Consider the following 24,859-nt stretch of genomic DNA (forward strand, 5'->3'; position numbering starts at 1 on the left):
ACTGCGCCCTCTTTGAGCGCGAAACAGGTGGGGCGTCAATGACACGTTGGATTCATATCGTCGCAATGGTGGCCGTATTGGCCTTGCAACCCATTGCAGCCCGCGCAGTCACTTTGCTGCGCGACCCAGACATCGAACACGCACTTGGAATTCTAGCGCGTCCGGTACTGGACGCAGCCGGATTGCCATCTGGATCGGTTAAGGTTCTGATAGTCAAAGATTCCTCTTTGAATGCCTTTGTGGTTGATGATCGACACATCTTTTTGCATTCGGGACTGATCCTGAAACTGAAATCGGCAGCTGCCGTGCAGGCCGTCATCGCTCATGAGGCGGCGCATATTGCAAATGGCCACCTATCGCGGCGGCCGCAAAACGCACGTGCGTCTCGGTCAGTAGCTGCGCTGGGGTTGGCATTGGCGGTTGCAGCGACGGCGGCAGGGGCGGATCCCTCGGCGGCTGGCGGCATCGCGATCGGCACGACCAGTTCGGCAGATCGAGTCTTCAAAGGGCACACGCGCTCCGAAGAAAGTTCCGCTGACGCCAGCGCAATCCGCTATCTGGCCACAGCGCGAATTGATCCTCATGCGTTCGCCGAGGTACTGGAGTTGTTCCGCGGTCAGGAATTGCTGAGCGAACACCGCCAAGACCCTTATGCGCGCACCCACCCCCTAAGCCGTGACCGACTGCGCGCAGTCAAAGCGCTGGCAGCTTCGGTGCAGGGCAAACCCGCTGATAGCGCGACTGCCGACTACTGGTTTGCACGTGCGCAAGGTAAACTGTCCGCTTTCCTGCGTGCGCCGAATTGGACGCTGCGCCGCGCCAAGGACAGCCCAACAGCCGATATCCGCCTTATGCGCCAGGCCGTGGCCTATCACCGCAACTCGCAAACCCAAAAGGCGATCAGCCACATCGACAAGGCGATCGCTGCGCGCCCCAAGGACCCATTTCTGTACGAATTGAAGGGGCAGATCCTTCTGGAAAGCCGTAAGGTCAAATCCGCTGTCGCGGCCTATAATCGCGCAGCCCAGTTAGCGCCGCGCGACGCGCTGATCCTTGGCGGGCAAGGACGCGCACTCTTGGTTAGCAACCAACCCAAAAGCGCACTCAGAGTTCTGGAAAAAGCGCGCCAGCGCGACTACCGCAACAGCGCCGTGCTTCGGGATATGGGAACCGCCTATGCGCAGATCGGGCGCAATGGCATGGCATCCCTGGCGACCGCTGAACGCTACGCCCTGCGCGGCGATTTCAAAAACGCACTCATTCATTCGAAGCGGGCCAGCGGCCTTCTGCCGCGCGGTTCCGCCCCTTGGCAGCGGGCACAGGATGTGCTCTCTCAGGCCGAAATACAGGCTAAGAAATCAAAAAGGAAATGACCATGAAGAAACTCCTTGCTGGCGCGGCGACGCTGGCCACCCTCGCCCTGCCTGCAATGACCGGTCCCGCACAGGCGTTGGATCTTTCGACCATGAACGCCGCCGAAAAAGAGGCCTTTGGCGCTGCCGTGCGCAGCTACCTGCTGGAAAATCCGCAGGTGATTGTCGAAGCCTACGAGATCTATCAGGAACGCGAAGCTGAATTCGAAGCGGCACGCGACCAGAACACCATCAAACAGTTGGCCCCTGCCCTGTTCAACGATGACCGCGCTTGGGAAGCTGGAAATCCCGAAGGCGACATCGTAATGGTCGAATTTCTGGATTATCGCTGTGGCTATTGCAAAAAAGCGCACGACGAGGTCAAACAGCTGATTTCTGGCGACAAGAACATCCGTTTCATCGTCAAGGAATTCCCCATTCTGGGCGAAGAATCCGTGCTGGCCTCGCGCTTTGCCATCGCAAGCCGGTTGGTTGCTGGCGATGACGCCTATGGTCGCGTCAACGATGCGCTCATGGGCTACCGTGGCCGTATCACCGAAGGGTCGCTGGTTAAGCTGGCAAACAAACTGGATCTGGATGGCGACGCGATCTACGCCAAAATCGAAGACCCTGAAGTCAGCCAGTTGATCGCAGACAACCACCAACTGGCGCGTGCGTTGTCCATTTCGGGCACGCCGACTTTTGTGGTGCAGGACCAACTGCTGCGCGGCTATGTGCCGCTGAACGGTATGCAGGACATGATCGCGGCAATGCGCGCCGAGATGTAAACATATTCTCCGCAGACAATAGAAAAGGCAGCACCGAGAGATCGGTGCTGCCTTTTGTTTTCCAGAGCCTTAGCGCTTACTCAGCCGCGCTTTGGGCTGTTTCTTCGCCATTCTCAGCTGCGGCCGCATCCTCAATCGCTGCGGCGCGTTTTTCGACCTCTTCGACGATGTGATCAACCATCTGGTCATTGCTCATCTTGTGGCTGGCCTTGCCCGCCAGATAGACCATGCCGCTACCTGCCCCGCCACCGGTGAAGCCCACGTCGGTCATCAGCGCCTCACCGGGGCCGTTGACCACACAGCCAATGATGCTGAGGCTCATCGGGGTTTTCACATGTTCCAGACGTTTTTCCAGCGTCTCAACCGTTTTGATCACGTCAAAGCCCTGACGCGCGCAGCTGGGGCAGGAAATGATGTTCACGCCACGATGGCGCAGGCCAAGGGATTTGAGGATCTCAAACCCCATTTTCACCTCTTCGACCGGATCGGCCGACAGGCTGACGCGCATGGTGTCGCCAATGCCCATCCACAACAGCTGCCCCAGACCAATCGCGGATTTTACCGTGCCGGACATCAGACCGCCCGCTTCCGTAATCCCTAGGTGGATCGGTGCATCGGTGGCGTCCGCCAGTTGCTGATAGGCGGCTGCAGACATGAACACATCCGACGCTTTGACCGAGATCTTGAATTCGTGGAAATCGTTGTCCTGCAGGATCTTGATGTGATCCAGACCACTTTCCACCATCGCATCGGGGCACGGTTCACCGTATTTTTCCAGCAGGTGCTTTTCCAGCGACCCGGCGTTTACGCCAATCCGCATAGAACAGTTGTTGTCGCGGGCGGCCTGAATGACCTCGCGCACTTTTGCTTCCGACCCGATGTTGCCGGGGTTGATGCGCAGACAGGCTGCGCCCGCCTCTGCCGCCTCAATACCGCGTTTGTAGTGGAAATGGATATCGGCGACGATGGGAACCGGGCTTTCCTTGACGATCTCTTTCAGGGCTTTGGAACTGTCCACATCCGGCACGGACACCCGCACGATATCAGCGCCTGCATCTGCGGCCCGCAGCACCTGTTCAATGGTCGCCTTAGCATCCGATGTGACGGTGTTGGTCATGGTTTGCACCGAAATCGGTGCACCGCCGCCCACTGGCACCGATCCCACGTGGATCTGACGGCTTTCGCGGCGGTAGATATTGCGCCAAGGGCGGACGTGGTTCAGCGACATGGATCACCTAAAGATTTGGCTGCTGGATTAGCTGCGGGCTGTTTGCCCCATACATAGTGCGACGGGCGCGGTGCTGCAATTGCATCCGCGCCCGAAAAGCATAGCGTTACCGCATGAAGGGCTTATTGCAGGGCTGCCACCGCGCGGGCCAGATCCTGATGCGCATCCAGATCCGCAACATTGTAGCTGGCAGTCAGATTGTCCACCGACAGCGCAAGATTGGAGGTCACGGTGCCACGTTCACCTGCGGGACCGTAGTGCTGGCCGTTCACTGTGAAATAGATCGCACCGCTTTCGCCGACGCGCAGCGATGGCGCTTCTTCGGTCTGGGGCACGGGCCAGCTTTGGCCGGGTTCCATGATACCCTCAAAGATCACGCTGCCGTCTGCAGCACGAACGCGGACCCATGCGGGGCGCACGGCGACCATTTGCACGCCTGGTGCCGCGTCTTCGACAACCTGCGGCACGCTCGGTATTGCGGGTTCGGGATCCGCTGTGAACGATGCAAAATCGATGGCCGGTTCCTGCGGGATGAAGCTGCCGATGGCTGAGGGGTCCAGCGTCGAAATCGGTGCATCGCGGGCGGCCAGTACGGGCACATCCAGCGCCTGCGGACGATAGAGACGGTCCAGAGTTTCAGCCGACGGAGAAAAATTGCCAACGCCAGCGACATTGCTTTCTTTGGCAGCCAGCGTAACCGGCGCAGTGCCAGCGTCGGACCCGGCGGCATCAAGATCTGCCAAGACGTCGGGGCTATGTTCAACGGGCGCAAACTGCACACGCTGAATTTCGTTCAGAACTGACCAGCCGCCATAGCCCAAGCCACACACCAGCCCAAGCAAAACCATCGCGGAGCCGATAGCACCCGGTTCGATATTAGCGAAAAGACCCTGACGGGACGCATTGAAAGGGCTGTTCGGTGCTGCGAAGGGATCGGCAACGGCAGAGGCCGCGACAATCGGCGCCTCTTTGCGGCGCAGACCAGAGGCCGCTTCGGACATGCCATGGGCCGTGCTGAAACCGCTTTCCGCACAGAAGGCGGCGAACGCCTCTTCGGGATCCAGCCCGAGATAACGTGCATAAGAGCGCACATACCCTGCGATGAACCCCGGCGTATCAAACGCAGAGGGATCACAGTTTTCGATGGCAGAAATGTAGCACGCTTTGATGCGCAACTCTCGTTGCACATCGAGCAGCGATTTACCCAAGGTCGCGCGCTCACCACGCATCATATCCCCGAGCTTATGCTCAAAGTCGTCGAAACCTTTCGGTTTCGCGACATCCTGTTCCGATGTTTTCGGTGCCTTACGCCTGATCATCCCCACTGCCCTATCAGCGATTCGCCCTATGAACCGTCACGATTCGACCGCGATCTTTTGTTTCCCCCAGCCTAGCATAAGGCAACCGTGAAAACACCAGATATGGGATTAAGCGCTCAAATCGGCACGATTCAGCGCACAGTGCGACCAAAGTTCGTCCATCGCACGCACCAGTTTGTCCATTTCCTTGGGCCCGTGTACCGGCGACGGGGTGAACCGCAGACGTTCGGTGCCACGCGGCACGGTGGGGAAGTTGATGGGCTGAACATAGATGCCGAACTCTTCCAGCAGCATATCGCTCATCTTCTTGGTATGCACAGGATTGCCAACAATCACCGGAACGATATGGCTGCCATGATCGATGATCGGCAGGCCCATGCCCTTCAGGCGCAGCTTCAGGATTTTGGCCTGTGTCTGGTGCTGTTCACGCAGCGCCTGATCTTCCTTGAGGAAGGCAACAGACGCAGCGGCACCGGCAGCCACCGCAGGCGGCAGCGAAGTGGTGAAGATAAAGCCGGGCGCGTAGGACCGGATCGCATCACACATTTTTTCCGAAGCAGCAATATAGCCGCCCATGACGCCATAGGCCTTGGCCAGCGTGCCGTTGATGATGTCGATGCGGTGGGCCAGATTATCACGTTCGGTCACGCCACCACCGCGGGGACCGTACATGCCGACAGCGTGGACCTCATCGATATAGGTCAGGGCGCCAAATTCATCAGCCAGATCGCAGATCTCTTCGATGGGGCCAAAATCGCCGTCCATCGAATAAACCGATTCAAAGGCGATCAGCTTCGGCGCGGCAGGATCGTCGGCAGCCAGCAGTTCACGCAGGTGGGCCACGTCGTTGTGACGGAAAATCCGTTTGGCCCCACCATTGCGGCGCACACCTTCGATCATCGAAGCATGGTTCAGCGCGTCAGAGTAGATGATCAGGCCAGGGAACAGTTTCGGCAGCGTCGACAGGGTGGCATCGTTGGCGATGTAGGCCGAGGTGAACAGCAAAGCCGCCTCTTTGCCGTGCAGATCCGCCAGCTCAGCTTCCAGCCGTTTGTGATAAACGGTGGTGCCGGAAATGTTGCGGGTGCCGCCAGAACCAGCACCGGTCGCCTCAAGAGCCTCCTGCATCGCCTTCAGCACAACAGGGTGTTGCCCCATCCCCAGATAATCGTTGCCACACCAAACGGTGACGGGCTGCTTTTCGCCATCAGGACGGTTCCAGACTGCGTGCGGGAAGTTGCCCTTTTCGCGTTCAATATCAATGAACGTCCGATAACGACCTTCTTCGTGCAGCTTGTTCAGCGCGTCATCGAGTTTCGCAGTATAGTCCACTTGGCTCGTCCTTATTCTGGCTCGGCGGTTCAGGGATAGGCCCAGGTTTTCATCACCAACGACCAGTTTCTGAACATATTTATAAAGTGCAGTAGCACATACTGCGACGGTGATCTTTATAAAAGGTTACAAATTGACGCTCCTTTTAACTTTGATTTGCATCAACCATCTAGGTGGACAAGCCCAAATGCGCTGTTACCTTGCCCGTAAACGAACTGAGCGGTGAAGTTACCGCAAAATAACAAGAAAAGGAGATGCTGGAATGGCCCTCAATCCCGTTCTGGATAAGATCGACGCAGAGATCACAACTGCGACAGACCGCCTGATGGAGCTGCTGCGAATCCCCTCCATCTCTACCGATCCAGCCTACAAGGCGGATTGCGACAGCGCCGCCGACTGGCTGGTGAATGATCTGAAATCGTTGGGCGTCGATGCTGAAAAACGCGCCACGCCTGGCCATCCGATGGTGGTCGGCCACATTAACGACGCCCCCGAAGGCGCGCCGCACGTGCTGTTTTATGGCCACTATGACGTGCAACCCGTTGATCCGCTGGACCTTTGGGACAACCCACCTTTTGAACCACGTCTGGAAGAAACCGCAAACGGCACGGTAATCCGTGGCCGTGGATCGTCCGACGACAAAGGCCAGCTGATGACCTTTGTCGAAGCGTGCCGCGCATGGAAATCGGTGCATGGAAGCCTGCCCTGCCGCATCACCTTCTTCTTTGAGGGCGAAGAAGAGAGCGGTTCGCCGTCGCTGATCCCCTTCCTCGAAGCCAACAAAGAAGAGCTGCAGGCCGATATTGCGCTGGTCTGTGACACCTCGATGGTGTCGCGTGGTGTGCCGTCCATCGCGTCGCAACTGCGTGGCATGCTGAAGGATGAGTTCACCCTGACCGGCCCGCGCATCGACCTTCATTCCGGCCACTACGGTGGCCCCGGCCTGAACCCGCTGCGGGAAATGTCGCGGATCGTCGCCAGTTTCTATAACGAAGAAACCGGCGCCGTCGCGGTCGAAGGTTTCTATGAAGGTGTGCATGAGGTTCCCGCCGAGCAACTGCGCCAGTGGGAAAACTGCGGTTTTGACGAAGAGGACTACCTTGGATCCGTCGGCTACACCAAAGCGCACGGCGAAAAAGCCTATTCAACGCTGGAACAGCAATGGTCGCGTCCGACCCTAGAAGTGAACGGTCTATGGGGTGGCTACAACGGTATCGGCTCCAAAACCGTACTGCCATCGAAAGCGCACTGCAAAATCACCTGCCGCTTGGTCGGCGACATGGATCCTGACGCGTTGCGCGACAAGATCCGCAAGCACGTCGAAGACCGCCTGTCGACCGACATCAGCGTGGAATGGGACAATGATCTGGAAGGTTCACCCGCATCAGTGATGAACCTTGATCGCCCCGAATTTGAAGCCGCACGCGGCGCGTTGTCGGACGAATGGAACCGCGAAGCTGTGTTTACCGGCATGGGTGGCTCGATCCCAGTTGTCGGTTATTTCGACAGCATTCTTGGATTGGATTCGATGCTTGTTGGCTATGCCAATGACGACGACGCCATCCACTCTCCGAACGAAAAGTACGATCTGGAGAGCTTCCACAAGGGCATCCGCAGCTGGGCCCGCATTATGGATGCACTGGCAAAGTGATCCCTAAAACAATGGAAGGGGGCATCGCCCCCTTCTGACCCGCCAGCAATTTGGTGGTATTAGAAAATGCCCGAAAACCGTTCTGGCAATTTGAACTGCAATTTATAGTCCGGACGGGCAAAGTTGTAGAAACCTGTATCGCCACGCGGCCCGAACGAACGCTGCATCTTGCGTCGGTACAGCCGCATATCGAATCCCTCGACCATTTCCAGATCGGCAAAGGCCTCAAATGTCGCGCGGTCCTCGCCACGGGCTTCTGCGAACCAGTGGCGGCCAATAGAGATTTCCTTCACATCGTCTCCAATTTCATCGGTGACGGCGTTACGACGGTCCATTGCCGCCGTGTATTCCGGAAAATCGCAGAATTTTAGATGCATCAGGTACAGGCAATCCGGCGTGAACAGCTTGCCATATTGCGTGTAATGCCCGCCGCGGGCGATCTTGGTTCCGGCCGAAATCACACATGGTTTGGAATAATGCGGTGCCAAACGTACGTGGCGGCGCGGCCCCAGAATTTTGTCGGTGATCGCCTCTGGCTCTTCGTCAATGCGGTGGATCACCTCTAGGCCCAGCGGCGTCAGAACGCGGCGGATCGGCTGTTCCTCCAGATATTCCAGCAGGGTCTTACCCTCTTCGGGATCAATGACCACCAACTCATCCACATCGCCAACAATCACATGATTATAATAGCTGCGAAGCCCCATCACGAGGTTGTTGAGCAAGCGCCACCGCTTCATATCGAAGTTTTTGTGCGGATCACCGGGGATGCCGATGATGTTGCAGCCTTCTGCCAGTTCCTCGACCCCGCGACCGCGACCGTGGTTTACAATGTAAAGGTTTTCGCGCCCAAAAATTGGCCCGTAGTGACGCAGCCAAGCCTTCAGAAAAAAATGATCATCACGCACCATTGTGACGATTGCGGCGGTCGATTGCATACTCTCTACCCAATAAATTCGCCGCTCTGGCGCGGCTGTTGTTTCCTTAGACCTAACCCGTTTGATGCAATTTGAGAAATAAAATATGGTCACCGCAGCAGAGCGGGTCATGGCTCTGATTTGATTGAGGAGTTCGAGGTTATGATCCCAGACAGTTTTCGGGACACAGGTTTATATTTCCAACGCACCCATGATGTCCCGCTGACCCATTTTCAGGTCTTTGGCGAACGCGGATCTGCCACAAATCTGGTACGCAAACTGATTGATAAAAACCTCAATATCGTGCGGACGGAATCACTGGGCTGGAAACACGCCGCTCCGCATATGGTGGCGATCCCGCGCGATTTTCTGATGATCGGCGTGGTGCGCAACGCGGAATCCTGGGCGCTGTCGATGCACAAGCGCCCTTGGCATCTGGATCCGTCCTGTCAGGCACACGATTTCGCGACCCTGCTGCGTTCGCCTTGGCGCGGAATAGTTGATCGCGAGGCCGATTTTGAGGAGGTGGTCGGGGAAATGACCGGCCAAACCGAAGGTCTGGAATTGCAGTTCGACCGCCACCCGATCACGGGTCGCCCGTTTGAGAACCTGTTTGACCTGCGCAATGTGAAAATGGCCACCCTACTGGGAATGCTGAACCGCGATTGCAAAATGCTGCTGATCCGGGCCGAAACGGTGCAGACCGACCCCGAAGGGTTTATTGATTGGGTAAAGACCAACCTGGACCTCACCATGCGCCCACCACGGTTCAAGCCAGTGAAACGCCGGCTGGGCAACAGGTTCAACCTGTCCGCCCCTGTCGAGGTGCGTGGCGAAACCCCCAAGGCACTCTCCGATGAGGACCGCAAGTACATGCTGTCGAAACTAGATTTGGCGCAAGAAGCAAGCCTTGGATACCACTACGAAAATTCATAGTGCAGCGGGCGTGGCGACGCGCCCTTGCTATGTCGGCACTATAAAGTACATGATCCAGAAACCACAAAAGCACCCCGAAGGGTGCTTTGTTTCTCCCGAAGAAGAAGTGGCGCGGTTGACGGGGCTCGAACCCGCGACCCCCGGCGTGACAGGCCGGTACTCTAACCAACTGAGCTACAACCGCGCAATCTGGCACTCTGACGAATTGGAACAGTGGTGGCGCGGTTGACGGGACTCGAACCCGCGACCCCCGGCGTGACAGGCCGGTACTCTAACCAACTGAGCTACAACCGCTCACTGTTCGCTCATCGTCTTGAGCGTGAGGGGTGTTTATGCTGAGCCACGGGGGAGGTCAAGCGGATCATGACACAAAAAACACAAAAGTTTTGCGCGCCTCTGACAGGGCCTTTTTTCATTGGGAAATGGGACGAAAAAAACTTTCGCCCCATCAGTTATTTACCAGTCAGCGACAGCGGTTAGCCAGCAGGCAACGGGATAAATTCACTATCATCCCCCGCAGGCAACTGGAATCGCCCATGCGCCCAATCCCCTGCCCGCCAGGCTTCCTTCGCGGCCTCGATCCGTTCCTTGCTGGAGGCGACGAAATTCCACCAGATATGACGCGGACCAGACAGGGTTTCCCCACCCAGAATCAGGATCCGCGCACCTGTATCGCCCGCCTGCACCGAAATCGCATCACCGGGGCGGAAGATCAGCATTTGACCCGCCGCGTAGCTTTGCCCGCCTTGCGAGATTGTGCCGTCGATAACGTAGACCGCGCGGTCCTCATGATCATCGGGCAGTGGCAGTTGCGCACCCGCCTCCAGCTTGACGTCGCCATAAAACACCTCAAACGGCATGGGTACCGGCGCCTCAACGCCATAGGCGCTGCCCAGAATCAGGCGCATCTGTTTCCCCTCACCCTCCAGCACGGGCAGCTCGGCCTTGGGGCTGTGATGAAACAGCGGCGCGTCGTCTTCATGCCCCTCTGGCAGGGCCAGCCACGTCTGGATGCCAAACATGCTGAAGGGCACATCGCGCATTCCTTCATCTGTGCGCTCAGAATGGGTGATGCCATAGCCCGCCTTCATCCAGTTGACCGCGCCCGGTTCGATCCACTGATCGGTGCCTAGCGAATCCCGATGGTGCAACCGCCCCTGATACAGGTAGGTTACCGTGCCGAGCCCGATATGCGGGTGCGGGCGCACATCAATGCCCTGCCCTGTCAGAAACTCTGCCGGGCCCATCTGATCAAAGAAGATAAATGGCCCGACCATTTGTCTGCGCGCATGCGGCAAGGCACGCCGCACCTCAAACCCGCCAAGATCGCGGGCGCGCGGTACAATCAGCGTTTCCAACTGATCGACCTGATCGCCGATGGGAACGGTTGTATCGAATAAGGGATTCCAGCTCATCGTTAGCACCTCCTGATGAGGGGAAGATAAGCGATCCCCGCTGTTCATAAATGCCGCGCAGATGACAGGACCTGTGCAAACATGCAGAGATCAACAGAAACAAAAAAACGCCCCAGACCAGCGTCGATCTGAGGCGTTAAAACAGCGATAGCTTGAAGGCATCGGCAACGACACCCGATCATCGCACCACAAGATGATACATCAGCCCTGCGGTATGCCCTGCTCATTCACGAACAACATCTTTTGGGTATTCTCCTTACGCTTCCCTGCAAGCGCCTTGAGAGTGATGTGATCGTCACCGGTGGAAATCACCTGAAAACACTCCCCCTGATCGCCATTGGCCAGACAAATCTGGCTACCCTCAACACGCCAGGACAACTCTCTCACATCCCCGCCGGGTGTGCGCTGTTTGAAAACGCCACCTTCGTAAAAGGACGCCACCTGCCCTTTGGAACCGTTTTCAGGCCTGACGTGCTTCCCTAGTACCAGCTCAACAAGAGCATCGCCCGACGGAACTGCGGCAGCACTTGTATCTGCCTGAACGGGGTGAGCAACAGTGGCAAACGCGGCAAGGGCGGCAAAGAGTATACGCATAGTATCTTTCATCATCATCAAGGATAGAATTGAGGCAGCGCAATTCGCCGCCCTAGGACGATCTGCAACTAACACGCACATGCCCTGAAAACAAAGCGCCCCAAGTCACATATGCCAGTGTTATCAGCGAGATAACGCCGAAATAGCAAACACAGTCACAAAACGGAACTGCGCAAACGCTTCAACAATGTAGGGAAGAAAATGGTGGGTGATGAGAGACTCGAACTCCCGACATCTTCGGTGTAAACGAAGCGCTCTACCAACTGAGCTAATCACCCGTGAGGCGGGGTTTATCTAATGGGTCAGACAGGCGCAAGAGGTGTTTTTCATTTTCATGACAAAAAATTCACGCCGCTGATTTTTCCTCAACTCGACGAAACCAAACCGCAAAAAGAAAAAGGCGCTCAACCTCTCGGGAGCGCCTTTTGGATAAGGATTATAAAACCTTACGCAATAATGGTGGGTGATGAGAGACTCGAACTCCCGACATCTTCGGTGTAAACGAAGCGCTCTACCAACTGAGCTAATCACCCGGTAGCGCGGCTTTTAGACTCACTCTGCAGCTTCTGCAAGGGGGTCTTTTGCATCTTCTTCATTCTTTATTTTCTGCCGCACTTTTGCATTCACCACGCGGGCGCCGGACAGCTCTTTCATGCGGTTCACCCGCACCTTGCCGAAGGGCTGCAGGTTCAGCTCACGCCCTTCTGCCAATGCTTCACCAAGAATTTGCAGTGCCGCTTCGATTGCTGGTTTGGCGTCGCGCTTTTTGACGCCGGTTTTTTCAACAACCATTTCGATCAGCTCTGGCTTTTTCAATTCCTGCTGCGTCGAAACCGGCTTGGAAGCCGTTACAACTACCGCTTCCGGTGCATCCGCTACGGCTGTCGCGGCAACCGCTTTCTTGCGGGTGCGCGGCAACGGTGCCTTGCCTGCAGCTTTGGTCGCGGCCGGCTTCGTTGCGGATTTCGCCCGTGTCGTGGTTGTTTTTCTAGCTGTGGTTTTGGTGGTCGTGCTACGTGCCATCAGTTTCTGCGCCCCAAGTATTATCTGTTATTGTTTCTATACTAGCCACAATTACGCACAAAAATCCAGTGCGTCACACTGGAGCGGCGCGCAAACACCGGAAAAATCACAAAATTGTCGCACCTGCACAAACAAACACCCCCAGCAAGGCCGGGGGTGTCTGTTTCGTTTCGTGGCGGCATAGCACCGTATCAGTGGGCGGTCGCCCCTGCCCCACCGGATGCTTTCAGCGCAGCTGCGGCAGCAGCCTCTTCTGCGGCTTCGTCCCATTCGATGGCCTCGGGCACATCGGTCAGTGCCAGCTTCAGCACCTCGGTCACGTGGGTGACAGGAATGATTTCCAGCCCCGCTTTCACGTTGTCGGGAATATCTGCCAAATCTTTTTCGTTCTCTTCAGGGATGAGAACGGTTTTGATCCCGCCGCGCAGGGCAGCCAGCAGCTTTTCCTTCAACCCACCAATCGGCATAGCGTTACCGCGAAGGCTGACCTCACCGGTCATCGCAATGTCCTTGCGTACCGGAATGCCGGTCAGCACGGACACGATAGAGGTCACCATGGCCAGACCAGCCGACGGCCCGTCCTTGGGCGTCGCGCCATCGGGAACGTGGACGTGAATGTCCCACTTTTCAAACTGCGGCGGTTTCACCCCGATCTGGGGCGCGACAGACCGCACGTAGGACGACGCCGCATCGATGGATTCCTTCATCACATCGCCCAGCTTACCGGTGGTCTTCATCCGACCCTTGCCCGGCAATTTCAGCGCCTCGATGTGAAGCAAGTCACCACCAACCGAGGTATAGGCCAGACCGGTCACAACACCGACCTGATCCTCTTTCTCGGCCAGACCGTAACGGAATTTCTTCACGCCAAGGAAATCGTCGATGTTGTCGGCGTTGACCTTGATGGTCTCTGCCTCGCCCTTCACGATCTTGGTGATCGCTTTACGGGCGATCTTGCCCACCTCACGCTCCATGTTCCGCACGCCCGCTTCGCGGGTGTAGTGGCGGACCACTTCGGTCAGGGCGCTATCCTCAACCTCGAACTCGCCCTTTTTCAGGCCGTGGTTCTTGATCTGCTTGGGCACGAGGTGCTGCTTGGCGATTTCCAGCTTTTCGTCTTCGGTGTAGCCGGCCAGCGGGATGATTTCCATCCGGTCCAGAAGCGGACCCGGCATGTTGTAGCTGTTCGATGTGGTCAGGAACATGACGTTCGACAGGTCGTATTCCACCTCAAGGTAGTGGTCCACGAAGGTGCCGTTCTGTTCAGGGTCCAGTACCTCCAGCATCGCCGATGCAGGATCACCGCGGAAATCCTGCCCCATCTTGTCGATCTCATCCAACAAGATAAGCGGGTTGGTGGTTTTCGCCTTTTTCAGCGCCTGAATGATCTTACCCGGCATCGAGCCGATGTAAGTGCGGCGGTGACCACGGATTTCGGATTCGTCACGTACACCCCCAAGGGAGATGCGGATAAATTCACGGCCCGTCGCCTTGGCCACAGATTTCCCAAGCGAGGTTTTACCAACACCCGGCGGGCCAACAAGGCACAGGATCGGGCCTTTCAGCTTCTGGCTGCGCTGCTGCACCGCCAGATATTCAACGATCCGTTCTTTGACCTTCTCAAGGCCATAGTGATCCTTGTCCAGAATGTCCTGCGCGCGGCCCAGATCCTTTTTGACGCGCGACTTCACACCCCACGGGATCGACAGGATCCAGTCGAGGTAGTTACGCACAACGGTTGCCTCGGCGCTCATCGGGGACATGGATTTCAGCTTCTTCAGCTCGCCATCGACCTTTTCCTTGGCCTCTTTGGACAGCTTCAGCTTGGAGATTTTCTCTTCCAGCTCGCTGATTTCGTTGGACCCGTCTTCGCCGTCGCCCAGCTCCTTCTGAATGGCCTTCATCTGCTCATTCAGGTAGTATTCACGCTGGGTACGCTCCATCTGGGATTTCACGCGGGTTTTGATCTTCTTCTCGACCTGCAGCACGGACATTTCGCCCTGCATCAGGCCATAGACCTTTTCCAGACGTTCGCTGACAGACAGGGTTTCCAAGAGTTCCTGTTTCTGCGCCACCTCGATGCCCAGATGACCGGCAACCAAATCGGCCAGTTTCGCAGGATCCGAGGTTTCGGACACTGTGACCAGCGCCTCTTCGGGAATGTTTTTCTTAACCTTGGCGTAACGCTCGAACTCCGCGCCGACGGTGCGCAACAGCGCTTCGATCGTGGCTTCGTCGCCTGCAACCTCTTCGAGGTATTCAGCGCGCGCCTCGAAGAAGTCTTCGTTTTCAAGGTATTCGGTGATTTTCACACGCGCCTGCCCTTCGACCAGCACCTTCACGGTGCCGTCGGGCAGTTTCAGCAGCTGCAGCACATTGGCCAGCACGCCGTTTTCGTAAATGCCGTCCGTTTGGGGATCGTCCTCTGCGGGATCAACCTGACTGGACAGCAGAATCTGCTTGTCGTCCTGCATCACCTCTTCCAGTGCGCGGACCGATTTTTCACGGCCAACAAACAGCGGCACGATCATGTGGGGAAATACCACAATGTCGCGCAGCGGCAGGACTGGATAGGATGCGTTGAGTGGCTCTTGCATAGGGTTTCCTTGTTCTTAGCAAGAAGGCGCTGGCCCCATCTGTGGCAGCCTCGGCCTTCTCCGTTTCCTGCGATTCAATGTGGGGGCCAAAGCCCCGATTTCAACCGCATGGTCACTTCCCGAATTCAATGTGCCGTGAGCGGCAGGGATGAGCAAGGCGCGAAATCGCCTGTGCCCCGATTTGTTCGAAACACAGGCGCAATTTTTAGGCCAAACGACCGCTGGGTGGTAAAAAACGGCACAGTCTTCACCGTTTTTGCCCACTGGAACTTGTGCCGTTGGTTCAGTCTTTTTCCCGTTCGCCCAAGATAGAACGATCTACGCCTTTTAGGATGGCGTTGACGGCGGTCTGGATCTTTTCCAGCTGCGCTTCGACATCATCGTGGAAATCATCCAGCCGCGCCACAATGTTGTCCAATCCCTTGGCCGTATCGCGCAGCGTACCTGCCTCTACGCGGCACGCGATGCGAATGGTGGATAGTCCCAGGATCATCCGGCGCAGGAAATCAACACGACGCTGGATTACCATTGCCGACTGAATGCCATGCACAACCGCAGCAATCGACTTGGTATTGTAAGTATTGCGCAGCTTGTTGAGGATATGGGTTTCATCCTCTTTGCTGGTTTTCCCGCCCAAACATCCTTCCTTAGAGAAGTTATCGCACATCTCTTCCAACAGGTGCGACGTGCACAGCATAAAGAACGAGTTCTGGTCGCGCGACGCCTCCCACAGACCGTTGAAGTCTTCTTGGATATCCAGTGTTTTCAGGTGGTTGCGAATATCACGCAGCATCAGATCGTAGTTTTTCGCGATCTCGTTGATGGTGGAACGACCTTCGGGCAGCTTGGCGGCAAAGATCTTCATGTTCGCGATCAGCAGAGCCGCATTGTCAAACTGTTCGGACAGCTCAGTGATTTCGTGACGCAGCTTTGTTGCGTTGTCAGAAATCGTATGAATATTCGACAGATCGGAAAACTGCTTGGCGCCAATCGTTTTGCGGCGGCTCTCGAACTCTTCAAAAAGCGCGTGCGCTTGGAACATCGCGTAGGTCTGGAACCCCAGATCCTGAATGCGGCCCATCATGCGCTTGGCGCTGTCTTCGGGGCTTAGGCCTTCGGTTTGTTCGGCATGTAGAATTTCACCGTATAGATCAGAGACCACCCCCAACAACGGGCTGGTGGGCTTGAGGCGCACGGATAGGAAATCACCATTGCCCAGTGGCGACGCGATGGCAAACACCCAGTAGTATTTCCCCTCTTTCGTCTTGTTCTTCACATAGGCGCCAACCGGCGAGCCATTTTTCAGCCCGTTCCAAAGAACCCAAAACACTGCTTTGGGCATATCAGAGTGGCGAATGATGTTGTGCGGTGCGCCCTGCAGTTCGCTACCGGCAAAACCGGCGATGCGTACGAACACTTCGTTGTAGGCCTCAATCACCCCGCGTTTGTCGGTGCGCGAAAAGAACAGCTCTTCAACCCCAAAGGGCTCTTCGACGTTCACCTCGGGCACCGAACGCGCGCCGGCTGCTGGGTGAATAGCATCATGATCCAGAGTAAAGGGGTCGGTAGGGATCCGGTTCATCGTTTTATCCGTTCTTTGGGCCGCAGTGTGGGGTCTATTTTGCACCCTGCGGGGTGACGTGTTCATGCGTCGGCGGATCGGCAAACCTGCCTGACGCACAACAGTTAATCTCAGTCACGAAAACGGCTGCGCGGGGACGTCTTTTAGGCGAAAAAATACCGCGAGAGGTGAAAAAATTCATTTCCATCAGAGGGATGGCAAACAGCCAAAACAGAAAACCGATGCTTTTCAGCAGGTTGGAAAATACATAAAAAATGCACCTTATCTCAACTGCGACAAATTGTAATTGATACGCCTGATACGAAAACAGCCGCCTGCACAGGCAGACGGCTGTTCTTGTATCAAGTCAGAGAAACGCAGTTACAGGCGTTCGATATCGCCGTTTGCGCGTGTCTCATGGAACGTCTTCTGGAACGCTTCAAATGTACCCGCTGCAATCGCGTCACGCATGCCCTGCATCAGCTCTTGGAAATAATGCAGGTTGTGCCACGTCAGCAGCATGCCGGAAATCATCTCTTGGCTACGGTAAACGTGATGCAGGTAGGCGCGGGAATAGTTGCTGCAGGCTGGACAGGTGCAGTTTTCATCCAAGGGACGCGGGTCATCCTTGTGGCGGACGTTCTTGATGTTGACCACGCCGTGGCGGGTAAACGCCTGCCCTGTGCGGCCAGAACGTGACGGCAGCACACAGTCCATCATATCAATGCCACGCGCCACGGCGCCAACGATGTCATCGGGCTTGCCCACGCCCATCAGGTAGCGCGGCTTGTCTTCGGGCAGCATGTCGGGCGCGAAATCAAGGCATTTAAACATCGCCTCCTGCCCCTCGCCGACGGCCAGACCGCCAACAGCATAGCCATCGAAACCGATGTTGCGCAGCGCCTCAGCGCTTTCCTGACGGAAATCTTGCTCCAGACCACCCTGCTGAATGCCAAACAGCGCATGCCCCGGACGATCGCCAAACGCCTCACGCGAACGGTCCGCCCAACGCATCGACAACCGCATGGATTTGGCAATCGCATCACGATCCGCAGGTAGCGCAGGGCATTCATCAAAACACATGACGATATCGGATCCCAGCAAACGCTGGATTTCCATCGACCGTTCCGGCGTCAGCTCATGACGCGATCCGTCGATGTGGGATTTGAACGTCACACCCTTTTCCGTCAGCTTGCGCAGATCGGCCAGCGACATCACCTGAAACCCGCCCGAGTCCGTCAGGATCGGCTTGTCCCAGTTCATGAACTTGTGCAGCCCCCCCAGACGATCAATGCGTTCCGCAGTCGGACGCAGCATCAGGTGGTAGGTGTTGCCCAACAGAATGTCCGCGCCCGTGGCTGCGACGCTTTCAGGCATCATCGCCTTTACCGTGGCGGCGGTGCCCACCGGCATGAAGGCGGGCGTGCGAATATCGCCGCGCGTGGTATGAATGACCCCGGTACGGGCCTTGCCATCCTGACCCAGCTTTTCAAAAGAGAACGTCTTTTCCATACCACATCTCATCTATTGCGCATCCTGCCGATACCGGCGCATCCGGCGTTGCTTACCCCTTTGCCACTGGAAGGCAAAGGGTGAAATGCTTATCTAAAGGGCACAAAAACCCTGATAATCATAGTTTGGGACAGTAAATATGGACATTTTCTTTGATATTCTGGCCAGCAATCCGATGACCATCATCTGGCTGTTGATCGCTGGTTTCATTATCTCGATCATTTTCAAAGGGGTACGCATTGTACCTCAATCGGAAAAATTCGTCGTCGAACGATTTGGCCGCCTGCACGCGGTGCTTGGGCCCGGCATCAACCTGATCGTGCCGTTTCTGGATAAGGTGGCGCACCAGATCTCGATCCTGGAACGTCAGCTGCCGAACGCCTCTCAGGATGCGATCACCAAGGACAACGTGCTGGTGCAAATCGACACCTCGGTGTTTTACCGCATTCTGGAACCGGAAAAGACCGTTTATCGCATCCGCGATGTAGACGGCGCCATTTCCACCACCGTAGCCGGTATCGTGCGGGCCGAAATCGGTAAAATGGATCTGGATGAAGTGCAATCAAACCGCGCCCAGTTGATCAGCCAGATCCAGACGCTGGTAGAGGATGCGGTGGATGACTGGGGCATTGAGGTGACGCGCGCCGAAATTCTCGACGTTAACCTTGATCAGGCGACCCGCGATGCGATGCTGCAACAGTTGAACGCCGAACGCGCCCGCCGTGCCCAAGTGACCGAGGCAGAGGGCGAAAAACGCGCCGTAGAACTGGCCGCAGATGCCGAGCTGTACGCCGCAGAGCAAAACGCCAAGGCCCGCCGCATTCAGGCCGATGCCGAGGCCTATGCAACCGGCGTGGTCGCCAAGGCGATTGCCGAAAACGGGCTGGAGGCCGCGCAGTATCAGGTCGCCCTGAAACAGGTTGAGGCGCTGAACGCCCTTGGCGCTGGTGAGGGCAAACAAACCATTGTCCTGCCCGCCCATGCGGTTGAGGCGTTTGGCGATGCCTTCAAACTGCTGAAAGGGGGTAAGTGATGGACGCATTCAACATCTGGTGGGTGTGGCTGGTTCTGGGACTGGCACTGGCCACGGCAGAGATTTTCCTGCCCGGTTCAATCTTTGTCGGCTTTGCCGCAGGCGCTGCGCTGACCGCGCCCTTGGCAGCATGGACCAGCCTTAGCGTGCCGCAACTGGCAGTCGCCTTTGCCGTACTGTCGCTGATCAGCTGGTTCGTCATGCGCCGCATCTTCGGCTTTCGCGGTGCGAAGGCCAAGGTCTTTGATCACGACATCAACGACTGACCACGCGTCGCATTTGGCATCACGTTTGTGTTCAAGTGATGCCAAATGCCCAGCAGCACTGGACCTTGGGTGCGGCAAACCTTATATCTTCGCTCAGGTTAAAATGGACGAACGCCATGAACGATAATGCTGAACCGCTAGAAGGCACCCCGCTGATCGCGCCTTCCAGCGTCTCTCACCCGATGTATGACAAGGTCGTCGAGGCCTGCCGCACCGTGTATGACCCCGAAATTCCGGTAAACATCTATGATCTGGGCCTGATCTACACGATCCAGATTACCGATGATAACCGCGTGTCGGTGATCATGACGCTGACCGCGCCGGGCTGTCCGGTAGCAGGCGACATGCCGGGTTGGATTGTGGACGCAATCGAACCGCTTGATGGCATCCAGCATGTCGAGGTGGACCTGACCTGGGAACCGCCGTGGGGCATGGAAATGATGAGCGACGAAGCCCGCCTTGAGCTGGGCTTTATGTAAGCTGCATCCACTTGAACGTATGAGAAGGCAGGCCACAGCGCCTGCCTTTTTGTTGCGCGTCCGTTTTGCTGCGCGTCATTGTGACTTGAGATCACCCGATAGCGCCCCTAAATTACAGGGTAAGCGCGAACCACCCCCGAAGGACCACACCCATGTTTTCGATCCCCGGCAAACAGGCTGTCACCCTGACCCCGAAAGCGGCGGCACAGATCGCCAAACTGATGGAAAAAGACGGCCATCAGGGGCTGCGCATTGGCGTCAAGAAGGGCGGCTGTGCGGGCATGGAATACACCATGGATTATGCCGAAACCATCGACCCCAACGATGAGGTGGTGGAACAGGACGGCGCCCGCGTGATGATCGCACCAATGGCGCAGATGTTCCTGTTTGGCACCCAGATCGATTATGAGGTGTCGCTGTTGGAAGCCGGGTTCAAATTCAACAACCCCAACGTGACAGAGGCCTGCGGCTGCGGCGAATCCATCAAATTCGCCGGAATGTAACGCACCCCCTGCGCAATTCCCCACATGTTAGCGCCCTTGGCTCTTGCCTTGGACCTGCCAGTTGGTGCAACTGACAGCATTGTTCACGTGCCTGTGAAAACCGGGCAGCGAACCACAAGAAACTGTTGTTGAGGGGAATACGATGCGTCGCAAACTGGCTGCTGGGAACTGGAAAATGAACGGGCTTGCTGCCCAGATCGAAGTATTGAACGATCTGACCAGCCGCCACCCTACCCCAGCTGTTGATGTGATGATCTGCCCCCCCGCCACACTGGTTGGCGCAGCCGCTGCCGCCACAGCTGGCAAACCGCTGATGATCGGCGGCCAGGACTGCCACACCGCCGGCTCTGGCGCGCATACTGGCGACATCTCTGCCGCCATGCTGGCGGATGCGGGCGCAGGTGCGGTAATCCTTGGCCATTCCGAACGGCGCGAAGATCACGGCGAAGACGACGCGCTGGTTGCCGCCAAAACCACCACCGTGCAGGGCGCAGGCCTGATTGCTGTGGTCTGTGTGGGCGAAACTCTGGCACAGCGTGAGGGTGGTGAAACGCTGGATGTGATCAAGGCGCAGCTCACCGGATCCATCCCCGCGGACGCGGCAGCTGACACGCTGGTCGTGGCCTATGAACCCGTCTGGGCCATCGGCACCGGCAAGATCCCAACGCTGACAGAAATCGCCGAAGTGCATGATTTCATCCGCGCCGAGCTGACCGGCCGTTTCGGCGCAGACTTCGCCGATAAAATCCGCCTGCTCTACGGCGGCTCGGTCAAGCCGACAAATGCCGAAGAGATCTTTGCCGTTTCCAACGTCGACGGCGCATTGGTCGGCGGCGCCAGCCTGAAGGCCGAGGATTTCAGCGGCATCATCACCGCACTTGAGGCCAGCTAAACGGCCCTGGGAAGAGGCATCCATCCTCTTTCAATGATCCCAAAATACTCAAATAAAAACGGCGCCACACTGGGCGCCGTTTTCGTTTTTCAGATCTCTACCAAGATCACTTGGTTATAATCTCTGGCCCCATGAAGTAGTTGGGCAAGAAGGTCGAGATCGCCGGGATATAGGTCACCATGATCAGGAAGACGAAGAGCACAGCCAGGAACGGCAGCGCGGCCTTCACCACCCGCATCATCGGCATGCCTGCAACGCCGGAAGTGACGAAGAGGTTCAGACCAACCGGCGGGGTGATCATGCCGATTTCCATGTTCACCACCATGATGATGCCCAGATGGATCGGGTCGATACCCAGTTCAATCGCGATCGGGAACACCAGCGGTGCCACGATGACCAACAGGCCCGACGGCTCCATGAACTGACCGCCGATCAGCAGGATCACGTTCACAATGATCAGGAACATCACCGGACCCAGACCGGCATCCAGCATGGCGGTCGCCAGCTGCTGCGGGATCTGTTCGTCAGTCAGAACGTGCTTCAGGATCAGCGCGTTGGCGATGATGAACATCAGGGTGACAGTCAGCTTGCCCGCTTCAAACAGGGTGTGTTTGGTGTCGCGATGGAAAAACGCGGTGATCAGTGCGACCGGTTTTTGCAGCAGGGTCAGGTTCGCCTCGCCCTCAGGACGGCTGAGCGGCCCCATGTCGCGATAGACAAAGCTAGAGATCAGGAAGGCATAGACCGCGGCCACCGCTGCAGCTTCGGTCGGGGTAAAGATACCACCGTAGATACCGCCCAGAATGATTACGATCAGGAACAGACCCCAGATCGCATCCATGCCGGATGCAAAGACCTCACCCCAGCCCTGCCAGTCACCTTTGGGCAGGTTACGGATGCGGGCGATCACATAGATGGTGATCATCAGCATCGAACCCGCCATCAGGCCGGGAATAACACCTGCAAGGAACATCCGGCCAACGGACACTTCTACAGCCGAGGCGTAAACAACCATCACGATGGACGGCGGGATCAGGATGCCCAGCGTACCCGCGTTGGCGATCACACCTGCGGCGAAGTCTTTGGAATAGCCAACCTGACGCATACCTGCGATCACGATGGAACCAATGGCAACAACGGTTGCGGGAGACGAGCCCGACAGGGCCGCAAACAGCATACAGGCAAACACACCCGCGATGGCCAGACCACCGGGGAAGTGGCCAACAATGGCGATCGAAAAACGAATGATCCGTTTCGCTACCCCACCCGTCGACATGAAGCTAGAGGCAAGGATAAAGAACGGGATCGCCAGCAGCGTGTAGTGCCCGGCCATCGCCTGAAACATGGTCTGCGCGATTGACGCCAGCGAGGTGTCGGACAGAACCAGCAAGAAGATGATAGACGAAAAGCCCAGCGAGATCGCGATCGGCACACCGATCAGCAGCAGGCCAACGATCATGGAAAAGAGAACAAGAACTTCCATCTGACTTAGTCCTCAGCGTTGTGGTGGCGGACTTCTTCGACCGCGTCTTCGGCTTCGTGGCTGACGATCAGGCTTTCCTGTTGGCCGCTGATCAGGCGCCATGAGGCCTGAAGAACACGGAACAACAACAGTGCAGCGCCAATGGGCAGCATCACATAGGGGATGAAACGGGGCAGCTTTTCGTAAGTCTCACCCTGATTGAACACGGGCTCGATCCAGCGCAGCCACTCTACCATGTAGATATCGCCAACCTCGTACCAAGCCTGATCACGGCTATTGGCAAACCCGGTGGGGAACCAACGGCCGGTTGTGGCGTCAAAGCCTGCAAACGGCGCCCAGTAGTCCCATGCGCCCTTGAACAGCAAAAATGCGTAGGCGACGCAAATGGCAGCAGCCACCAGTCCCATCAGGCGGCGGACGCCTTTAGGAACGGCGTTCAGCACCGCGTCCACACCAAGGTGTGCGGTTACCTTCACCGCGTAGCTCATGCCAAAAAGAACCAGCCAAGCAAACAGGAACGCTGTTGCCTCCAGCCCCCAGATCAGGCCTGTGTTGAACCCATAGCGCAGGATCACGTTGATGAAGGTGATGATGGTCATCAGCCCCAAAATGATCGCGATAAAGGTTTCTTCAAACTCATGCACAAACCGCGAAAATGCGGTTTTGGGTGTGTAATGTCCCGACATGTCCCGCCCCTTCCTTCGGAATTTCGGATATTTGGATATAAAAAACCCGGCCCGATACCGCGGACCGGGTTTTCAGATTGTCGCTAAAGCTTAGTGTTTGGCGTTGATCGCTTGGGCAGCTGCGATGTTGTCTTCACCAACGTCGCCTTTGAACTGCTCCCAAACCGGCTTCATCGCTTCGACCCATGCGGTGCGCTGTGCATCGTCCAGTGCGCGCACGGTGCCGCCTGCTTCGATCACCGACTGTTTCGCCGCTGCGTTCACTGCGGTGGATTCGGCGTTACGTACTGCGGTCACTTCAGCAATGATGGTGCCCAGTTGGTCACGTACATCGTCAGGCAGCGAGTCCCAGAAATCGGTCGAGGTCACAACCAGGTAGTCGATGATGCCGTGGTTGGTTTCGGTCACACCGTCCTGAACTTCGAAGAACTTCTTGCCGTAGATGTTGGACCAGGTGTTTTCCTGACCGTCTACAACGCCGGTTTGCAGCGCGCCGTACACTTCGGAGAAGGCCATCGGCTGCGGGGAGCCGCCCAGCGCGGCCATCTGTGCTTTCAGCACTTCAGAGTTCTGTACGCGGAATTTCAGGCCGGCGGCATCGGTCGGCAGTTCCAGCGGCTTGTTCGCCGACATCTGCTTCATGCCGTTGTGCCAGAAGGCCAGACCCAGCAGACCGCGACGGGTCATCGATTCTTTCATCGCCTGACCGGTTTCCGAGTTCTGGAATTCGTCTACAGCGTCGATGTTCTTGAACATGAACGGCAGGTCGAAGATGCGGAACTTTTTGGTGAACTGCTCAAACTTCGACAGCGACGGGGCGGCCAGCTGAACGTCGCCCTGCAACATCGCTTCCAGAACCTGGTTATCGTTGTAGAGAGTCGAGTTCGGGAACACCTCAAGGCAAACTTTGCCGTTCATTTCCTCGTTCACGCGCTTTTCCAGCAGCGAGGCAGCGATGCCTTTGGGGTGTTTGTCGCTGTTGGTCACGTGGCTGAACTTGATGACGATTTCGCCATCGTCACAGGCGCCTGCAGCAAAAACAGCCGAAGCAGAAACAGACAGGGCCAGCGCGGCCGCAGCGGTGGTGAAGTATTTCATAGTATCTCCTCCCGAGAGATCATCTGAAGTCGTGAGCACCCCCTCCGGGTGCAACGGGGTCAGATTTTCCAATAGCGGACATCGTCTCAAGGAAAAGTGAGGCACAAGCGTCATTTTTACGACAAGTCACTGTGGGAGAATGTATTTTTTCCGCCTCCAACACCTGCAAAATGGGGTGGTCAGAGCAATGTGTGCGA

22 protein-coding genes and 4 tRNA genes are annotated in these 24,859 nt (G+C 56.8%); 9 read left to right on the forward strand and 17 right to left on the reverse strand.

Annotated features, from left to right (window positions below):
• The first annotated feature begins 38 nt into the window (after nucleotides 1-38).
• Entirely contained in the window at nucleotides 39-1,373 is a 1,335-nt protein-coding gene (locus TM5383_RS04260; RefSeq protein WP_058317808.1) for a M48 family metalloprotease, read from the forward strand.
• A 2-nt stretch (nucleotides 1,374-1,375) separates the two neighbouring features.
• Entirely contained in the window at nucleotides 1,376-2,140 is a 765-nt protein-coding gene (locus TM5383_RS04265; protein WP_143570207.1) for a DsbA family protein, read from the forward strand.
• Between the two features lie 76 nt (nucleotides 2,141-2,216).
• Here TM5383_RS04265 and ispG read toward each other — a convergent pair whose 3' ends face one another.
• The 3 genes from ispG to hemA all read right to left on the reverse strand — a co-directional run bounded on the left by ispG (nucleotide 2,217) and on the right by hemA (nucleotide 6,019).
• Nucleotides 2,217-3,368 carry a flavodoxin-dependent (E)-4-hydroxy-3-methylbut-2-enyl-diphosphate synthase gene (ispG, locus tag TM5383_RS04270; RefSeq protein WP_058317810.1) on the reverse strand — a complete coding sequence of 384 codons (1,152 nt, stop codon included), beginning with the start codon at nucleotides 3,366-3,368 and terminating at the stop codon, nucleotides 2,217-2,219.
• A 122-nt stretch (nucleotides 3,369-3,490) separates the two neighbouring features.
• On the reverse strand, nucleotides 3,491-4,687 hold the full coding sequence (locus TM5383_RS04275) for a helix-turn-helix domain-containing protein (protein WP_058317811.1): 1,197 nt from the start codon (nucleotides 4,685-4,687) through the stop codon (nucleotides 3,491-3,493).
• A 108-nt stretch (nucleotides 4,688-4,795) separates the two neighbouring features.
• A complete protein-coding gene (gene hemA, locus TM5383_RS04280; protein WP_058317812.1) occupies nucleotides 4,796-6,019 on the reverse strand; it encodes a 5-aminolevulinate synthase in 1,224 nt (407 codons plus the stop codon).
• 262 nt (nucleotides 6,020-6,281) lie between these two features.
• On the opposite strand from hemA, the gene TM5383_RS04285 reads away from it, so the two are divergent.
• Nucleotides 6,282-7,670 carry a dipeptidase gene (locus TM5383_RS04285; RefSeq protein ID WP_058317813.1) on the forward strand — a complete coding sequence of 463 codons (1,389 nt, stop codon included), beginning with the start codon at nucleotides 6,282-6,284 and terminating at the stop codon, nucleotides 7,668-7,670.
• Between the two features lie 59 nt (nucleotides 7,671-7,729).
• Here the strand turns inward: TM5383_RS04285 and TM5383_RS04290 are convergent, their stop codons facing one another.
• Complete coding sequence (locus tag TM5383_RS04290) at nucleotides 7,730-8,605, reverse strand: glycosyltransferase family protein (protein WP_058317814.1); 876 nt, start codon at nucleotides 8,603-8,605, stop codon at nucleotides 7,730-7,732.
• Between the two features lie 141 nt (nucleotides 8,606-8,746).
• Here TM5383_RS04290 and TM5383_RS04295 point away from each other — a divergent pair, with 141 nt between their 5' ends.
• Nucleotides 8,747-9,520, forward strand: a complete 774-nt coding sequence (locus tag TM5383_RS04295; RefSeq protein ID WP_058317815.1) for a hypothetical protein — start codon at nucleotides 8,747-8,749, stop codon at nucleotides 9,518-9,520.
• Between the two features lie 107 nt (nucleotides 9,521-9,627).
• Here TM5383_RS04295 and TM5383_RS04300 read toward each other — a convergent pair.
• The 10 genes from TM5383_RS04300 to tgt all read right to left on the reverse strand — a co-directional run bounded on the left by TM5383_RS04300 (nucleotide 9,628) and on the right by tgt (nucleotide 18,222).
• Nucleotides 9,628-9,704: transfer RNA gene (locus tag TM5383_RS04300), tRNA-Asp, on the reverse strand.
• 33 nt (nucleotides 9,705-9,737) lie between these two features.
• Nucleotides 9,738-9,814 (reverse strand) — tRNA-Asp (locus TM5383_RS04305).
• Between the two features lie 182 nt (nucleotides 9,815-9,996).
• Nucleotides 9,997-10,935 carry a pirin family protein gene (locus TM5383_RS04310; RefSeq protein ID WP_058317816.1) on the reverse strand — a complete coding sequence of 313 codons (939 nt, stop codon included), beginning with the start codon at nucleotides 10,933-10,935 and terminating at the stop codon, nucleotides 9,997-9,999.
• A gap of 201 nt (nucleotides 10,936-11,136) precedes the next feature.
• A complete protein-coding gene (locus TM5383_RS04315) occupies nucleotides 11,137-11,550 on the reverse strand; it encodes a hypothetical protein (RefSeq protein WP_197407362.1) in 414 nt (137 codons plus the stop codon).
• Between the two features lie 181 nt (nucleotides 11,551-11,731).
• Nucleotides 11,732-11,807: transfer RNA gene (locus TM5383_RS04320), tRNA-Val, on the reverse strand.
• A gap of 179 nt (nucleotides 11,808-11,986) precedes the next feature.
• Nucleotides 11,987-12,062, reverse strand: a tRNA-Val gene (locus tag TM5383_RS04325).
• Between the two features lie 19 nt (nucleotides 12,063-12,081).
• Entirely contained in the window at nucleotides 12,082-12,552 is a 471-nt protein-coding gene (locus TM5383_RS04330; RefSeq protein WP_082645390.1) for an HU family DNA-binding protein, read from the reverse strand.
• Between the two features lie 191 nt (nucleotides 12,553-12,743).
• On the reverse strand, nucleotides 12,744-15,149 hold the full coding sequence (lon, locus tag TM5383_RS04335) for an endopeptidase La (protein ID WP_058317818.1): 2,406 nt from the start codon (nucleotides 15,147-15,149) through the stop codon (nucleotides 12,744-12,746).
• Between the two features lie 283 nt (nucleotides 15,150-15,432).
• A complete protein-coding gene (locus TM5383_RS04340) occupies nucleotides 15,433-16,731 on the reverse strand; it encodes a PAS domain-containing protein (RefSeq protein WP_058317819.1) in 1,299 nt (432 codons plus the stop codon).
• A 360-nt stretch (nucleotides 16,732-17,091) separates the two neighbouring features.
• Nucleotides 17,092-18,222 carry a tRNA guanosine(34) transglycosylase Tgt gene (gene tgt / locus TM5383_RS04345; RefSeq protein ID WP_058317820.1) on the reverse strand — a complete coding sequence of 377 codons (1,131 nt, stop codon included), beginning with the start codon at nucleotides 18,220-18,222 and terminating at the stop codon, nucleotides 17,092-17,094.
• 139 nt (nucleotides 18,223-18,361) lie between these two features.
• On the opposite strand from tgt, the gene TM5383_RS04350 reads away from it, so the two are divergent.
• The 5 genes from TM5383_RS04350 (at nucleotide 18,362) to tpiA (ending at nucleotide 21,395) form a co-directional block, all read left to right on the forward strand.
• Nucleotides 18,362-19,255 (forward strand): SPFH domain-containing protein, encoded by an 894-nt coding sequence (locus TM5383_RS04350; RefSeq protein WP_058317821.1) that lies wholly within the window; start codon nucleotides 18,362-18,364, stop codon nucleotides 19,253-19,255.
• Nucleotides 19,255-19,521, forward strand: coding sequence for an NfeD family protein (locus TM5383_RS04355; protein ID WP_058317822.1), 267 nt, complete (start codon nucleotides 19,255-19,257; stop codon nucleotides 19,519-19,521). Before TM5383_RS04350 ends, TM5383_RS04355 begins: the two co-directional genes overlap by 1 nt.
• 116 nt (nucleotides 19,522-19,637) lie before the next feature.
• The gene (locus TM5383_RS04360) at nucleotides 19,638-20,000 is read left to right on the forward strand and encodes an SUF system Fe-S cluster assembly protein (RefSeq protein ID WP_058317823.1); all 363 of its coding nucleotides are present in this window, start codon (nucleotides 19,638-19,640) and stop codon (nucleotides 19,998-20,000) included.
• Nucleotides 20,001-20,152: 152 nt separating this feature from the next.
• Nucleotides 20,153-20,503 (forward strand): HesB/IscA family protein, encoded by a 351-nt coding sequence (locus tag TM5383_RS04365; RefSeq protein ID WP_058317824.1) that lies wholly within the window; start codon nucleotides 20,153-20,155, stop codon nucleotides 20,501-20,503.
• Between the two features lie 142 nt (nucleotides 20,504-20,645).
• The gene (gene tpiA / locus TM5383_RS04370) at nucleotides 20,646-21,395 is read left to right on the forward strand and encodes a triose-phosphate isomerase (RefSeq protein ID WP_058317825.1); all 750 of its coding nucleotides are present in this window, start codon (nucleotides 20,646-20,648) and stop codon (nucleotides 21,393-21,395) included.
• 106 nt (nucleotides 21,396-21,501) lie between these two features.
• On the opposite strand, the gene TM5383_RS04375 is transcribed toward tpiA, so the two are convergent.
• The 3 genes from TM5383_RS04375 to TM5383_RS04385 all read right to left on the reverse strand — a co-directional run bounded on the left by TM5383_RS04375 (nucleotide 21,502) and on the right by TM5383_RS04385 (nucleotide 24,662).
• Nucleotides 21,502-22,878: a TRAP transporter large permease gene (locus tag TM5383_RS04375; protein WP_058317826.1), complete on the reverse strand. Its 1,377-nt coding sequence runs from the start codon at nucleotides 22,876-22,878 to the stop codon at nucleotides 21,502-21,504.
• Between the two features lie 5 nt (nucleotides 22,879-22,883).
• Nucleotides 22,884-23,564, reverse strand: coding sequence for a TRAP transporter small permease (locus TM5383_RS04380; RefSeq protein ID WP_058317827.1), 681 nt, complete (start codon nucleotides 23,562-23,564; stop codon nucleotides 22,884-22,886).
• Nucleotides 23,565-23,654: 90 nt separating this feature from the next.
• The gene (locus TM5383_RS04385; RefSeq protein WP_058317828.1) at nucleotides 23,655-24,662 is read right to left on the reverse strand and encodes a DctP family TRAP transporter solute-binding subunit; all 1,008 of its coding nucleotides are present in this window, start codon (nucleotides 24,660-24,662) and stop codon (nucleotides 23,655-23,657) included.
• Between the last annotated feature and the right edge of the window lie 197 nt (nucleotides 24,663-24,859).

Source organism: Thalassovita mediterranea (assembly GCF_001458435.1).
In the GTDB taxonomy this organism is placed as follows: Bacteria; Pseudomonadota; Alphaproteobacteria; order Rhodobacterales; family Rhodobacteraceae; genus Thalassobius; species Thalassobius mediterraneus.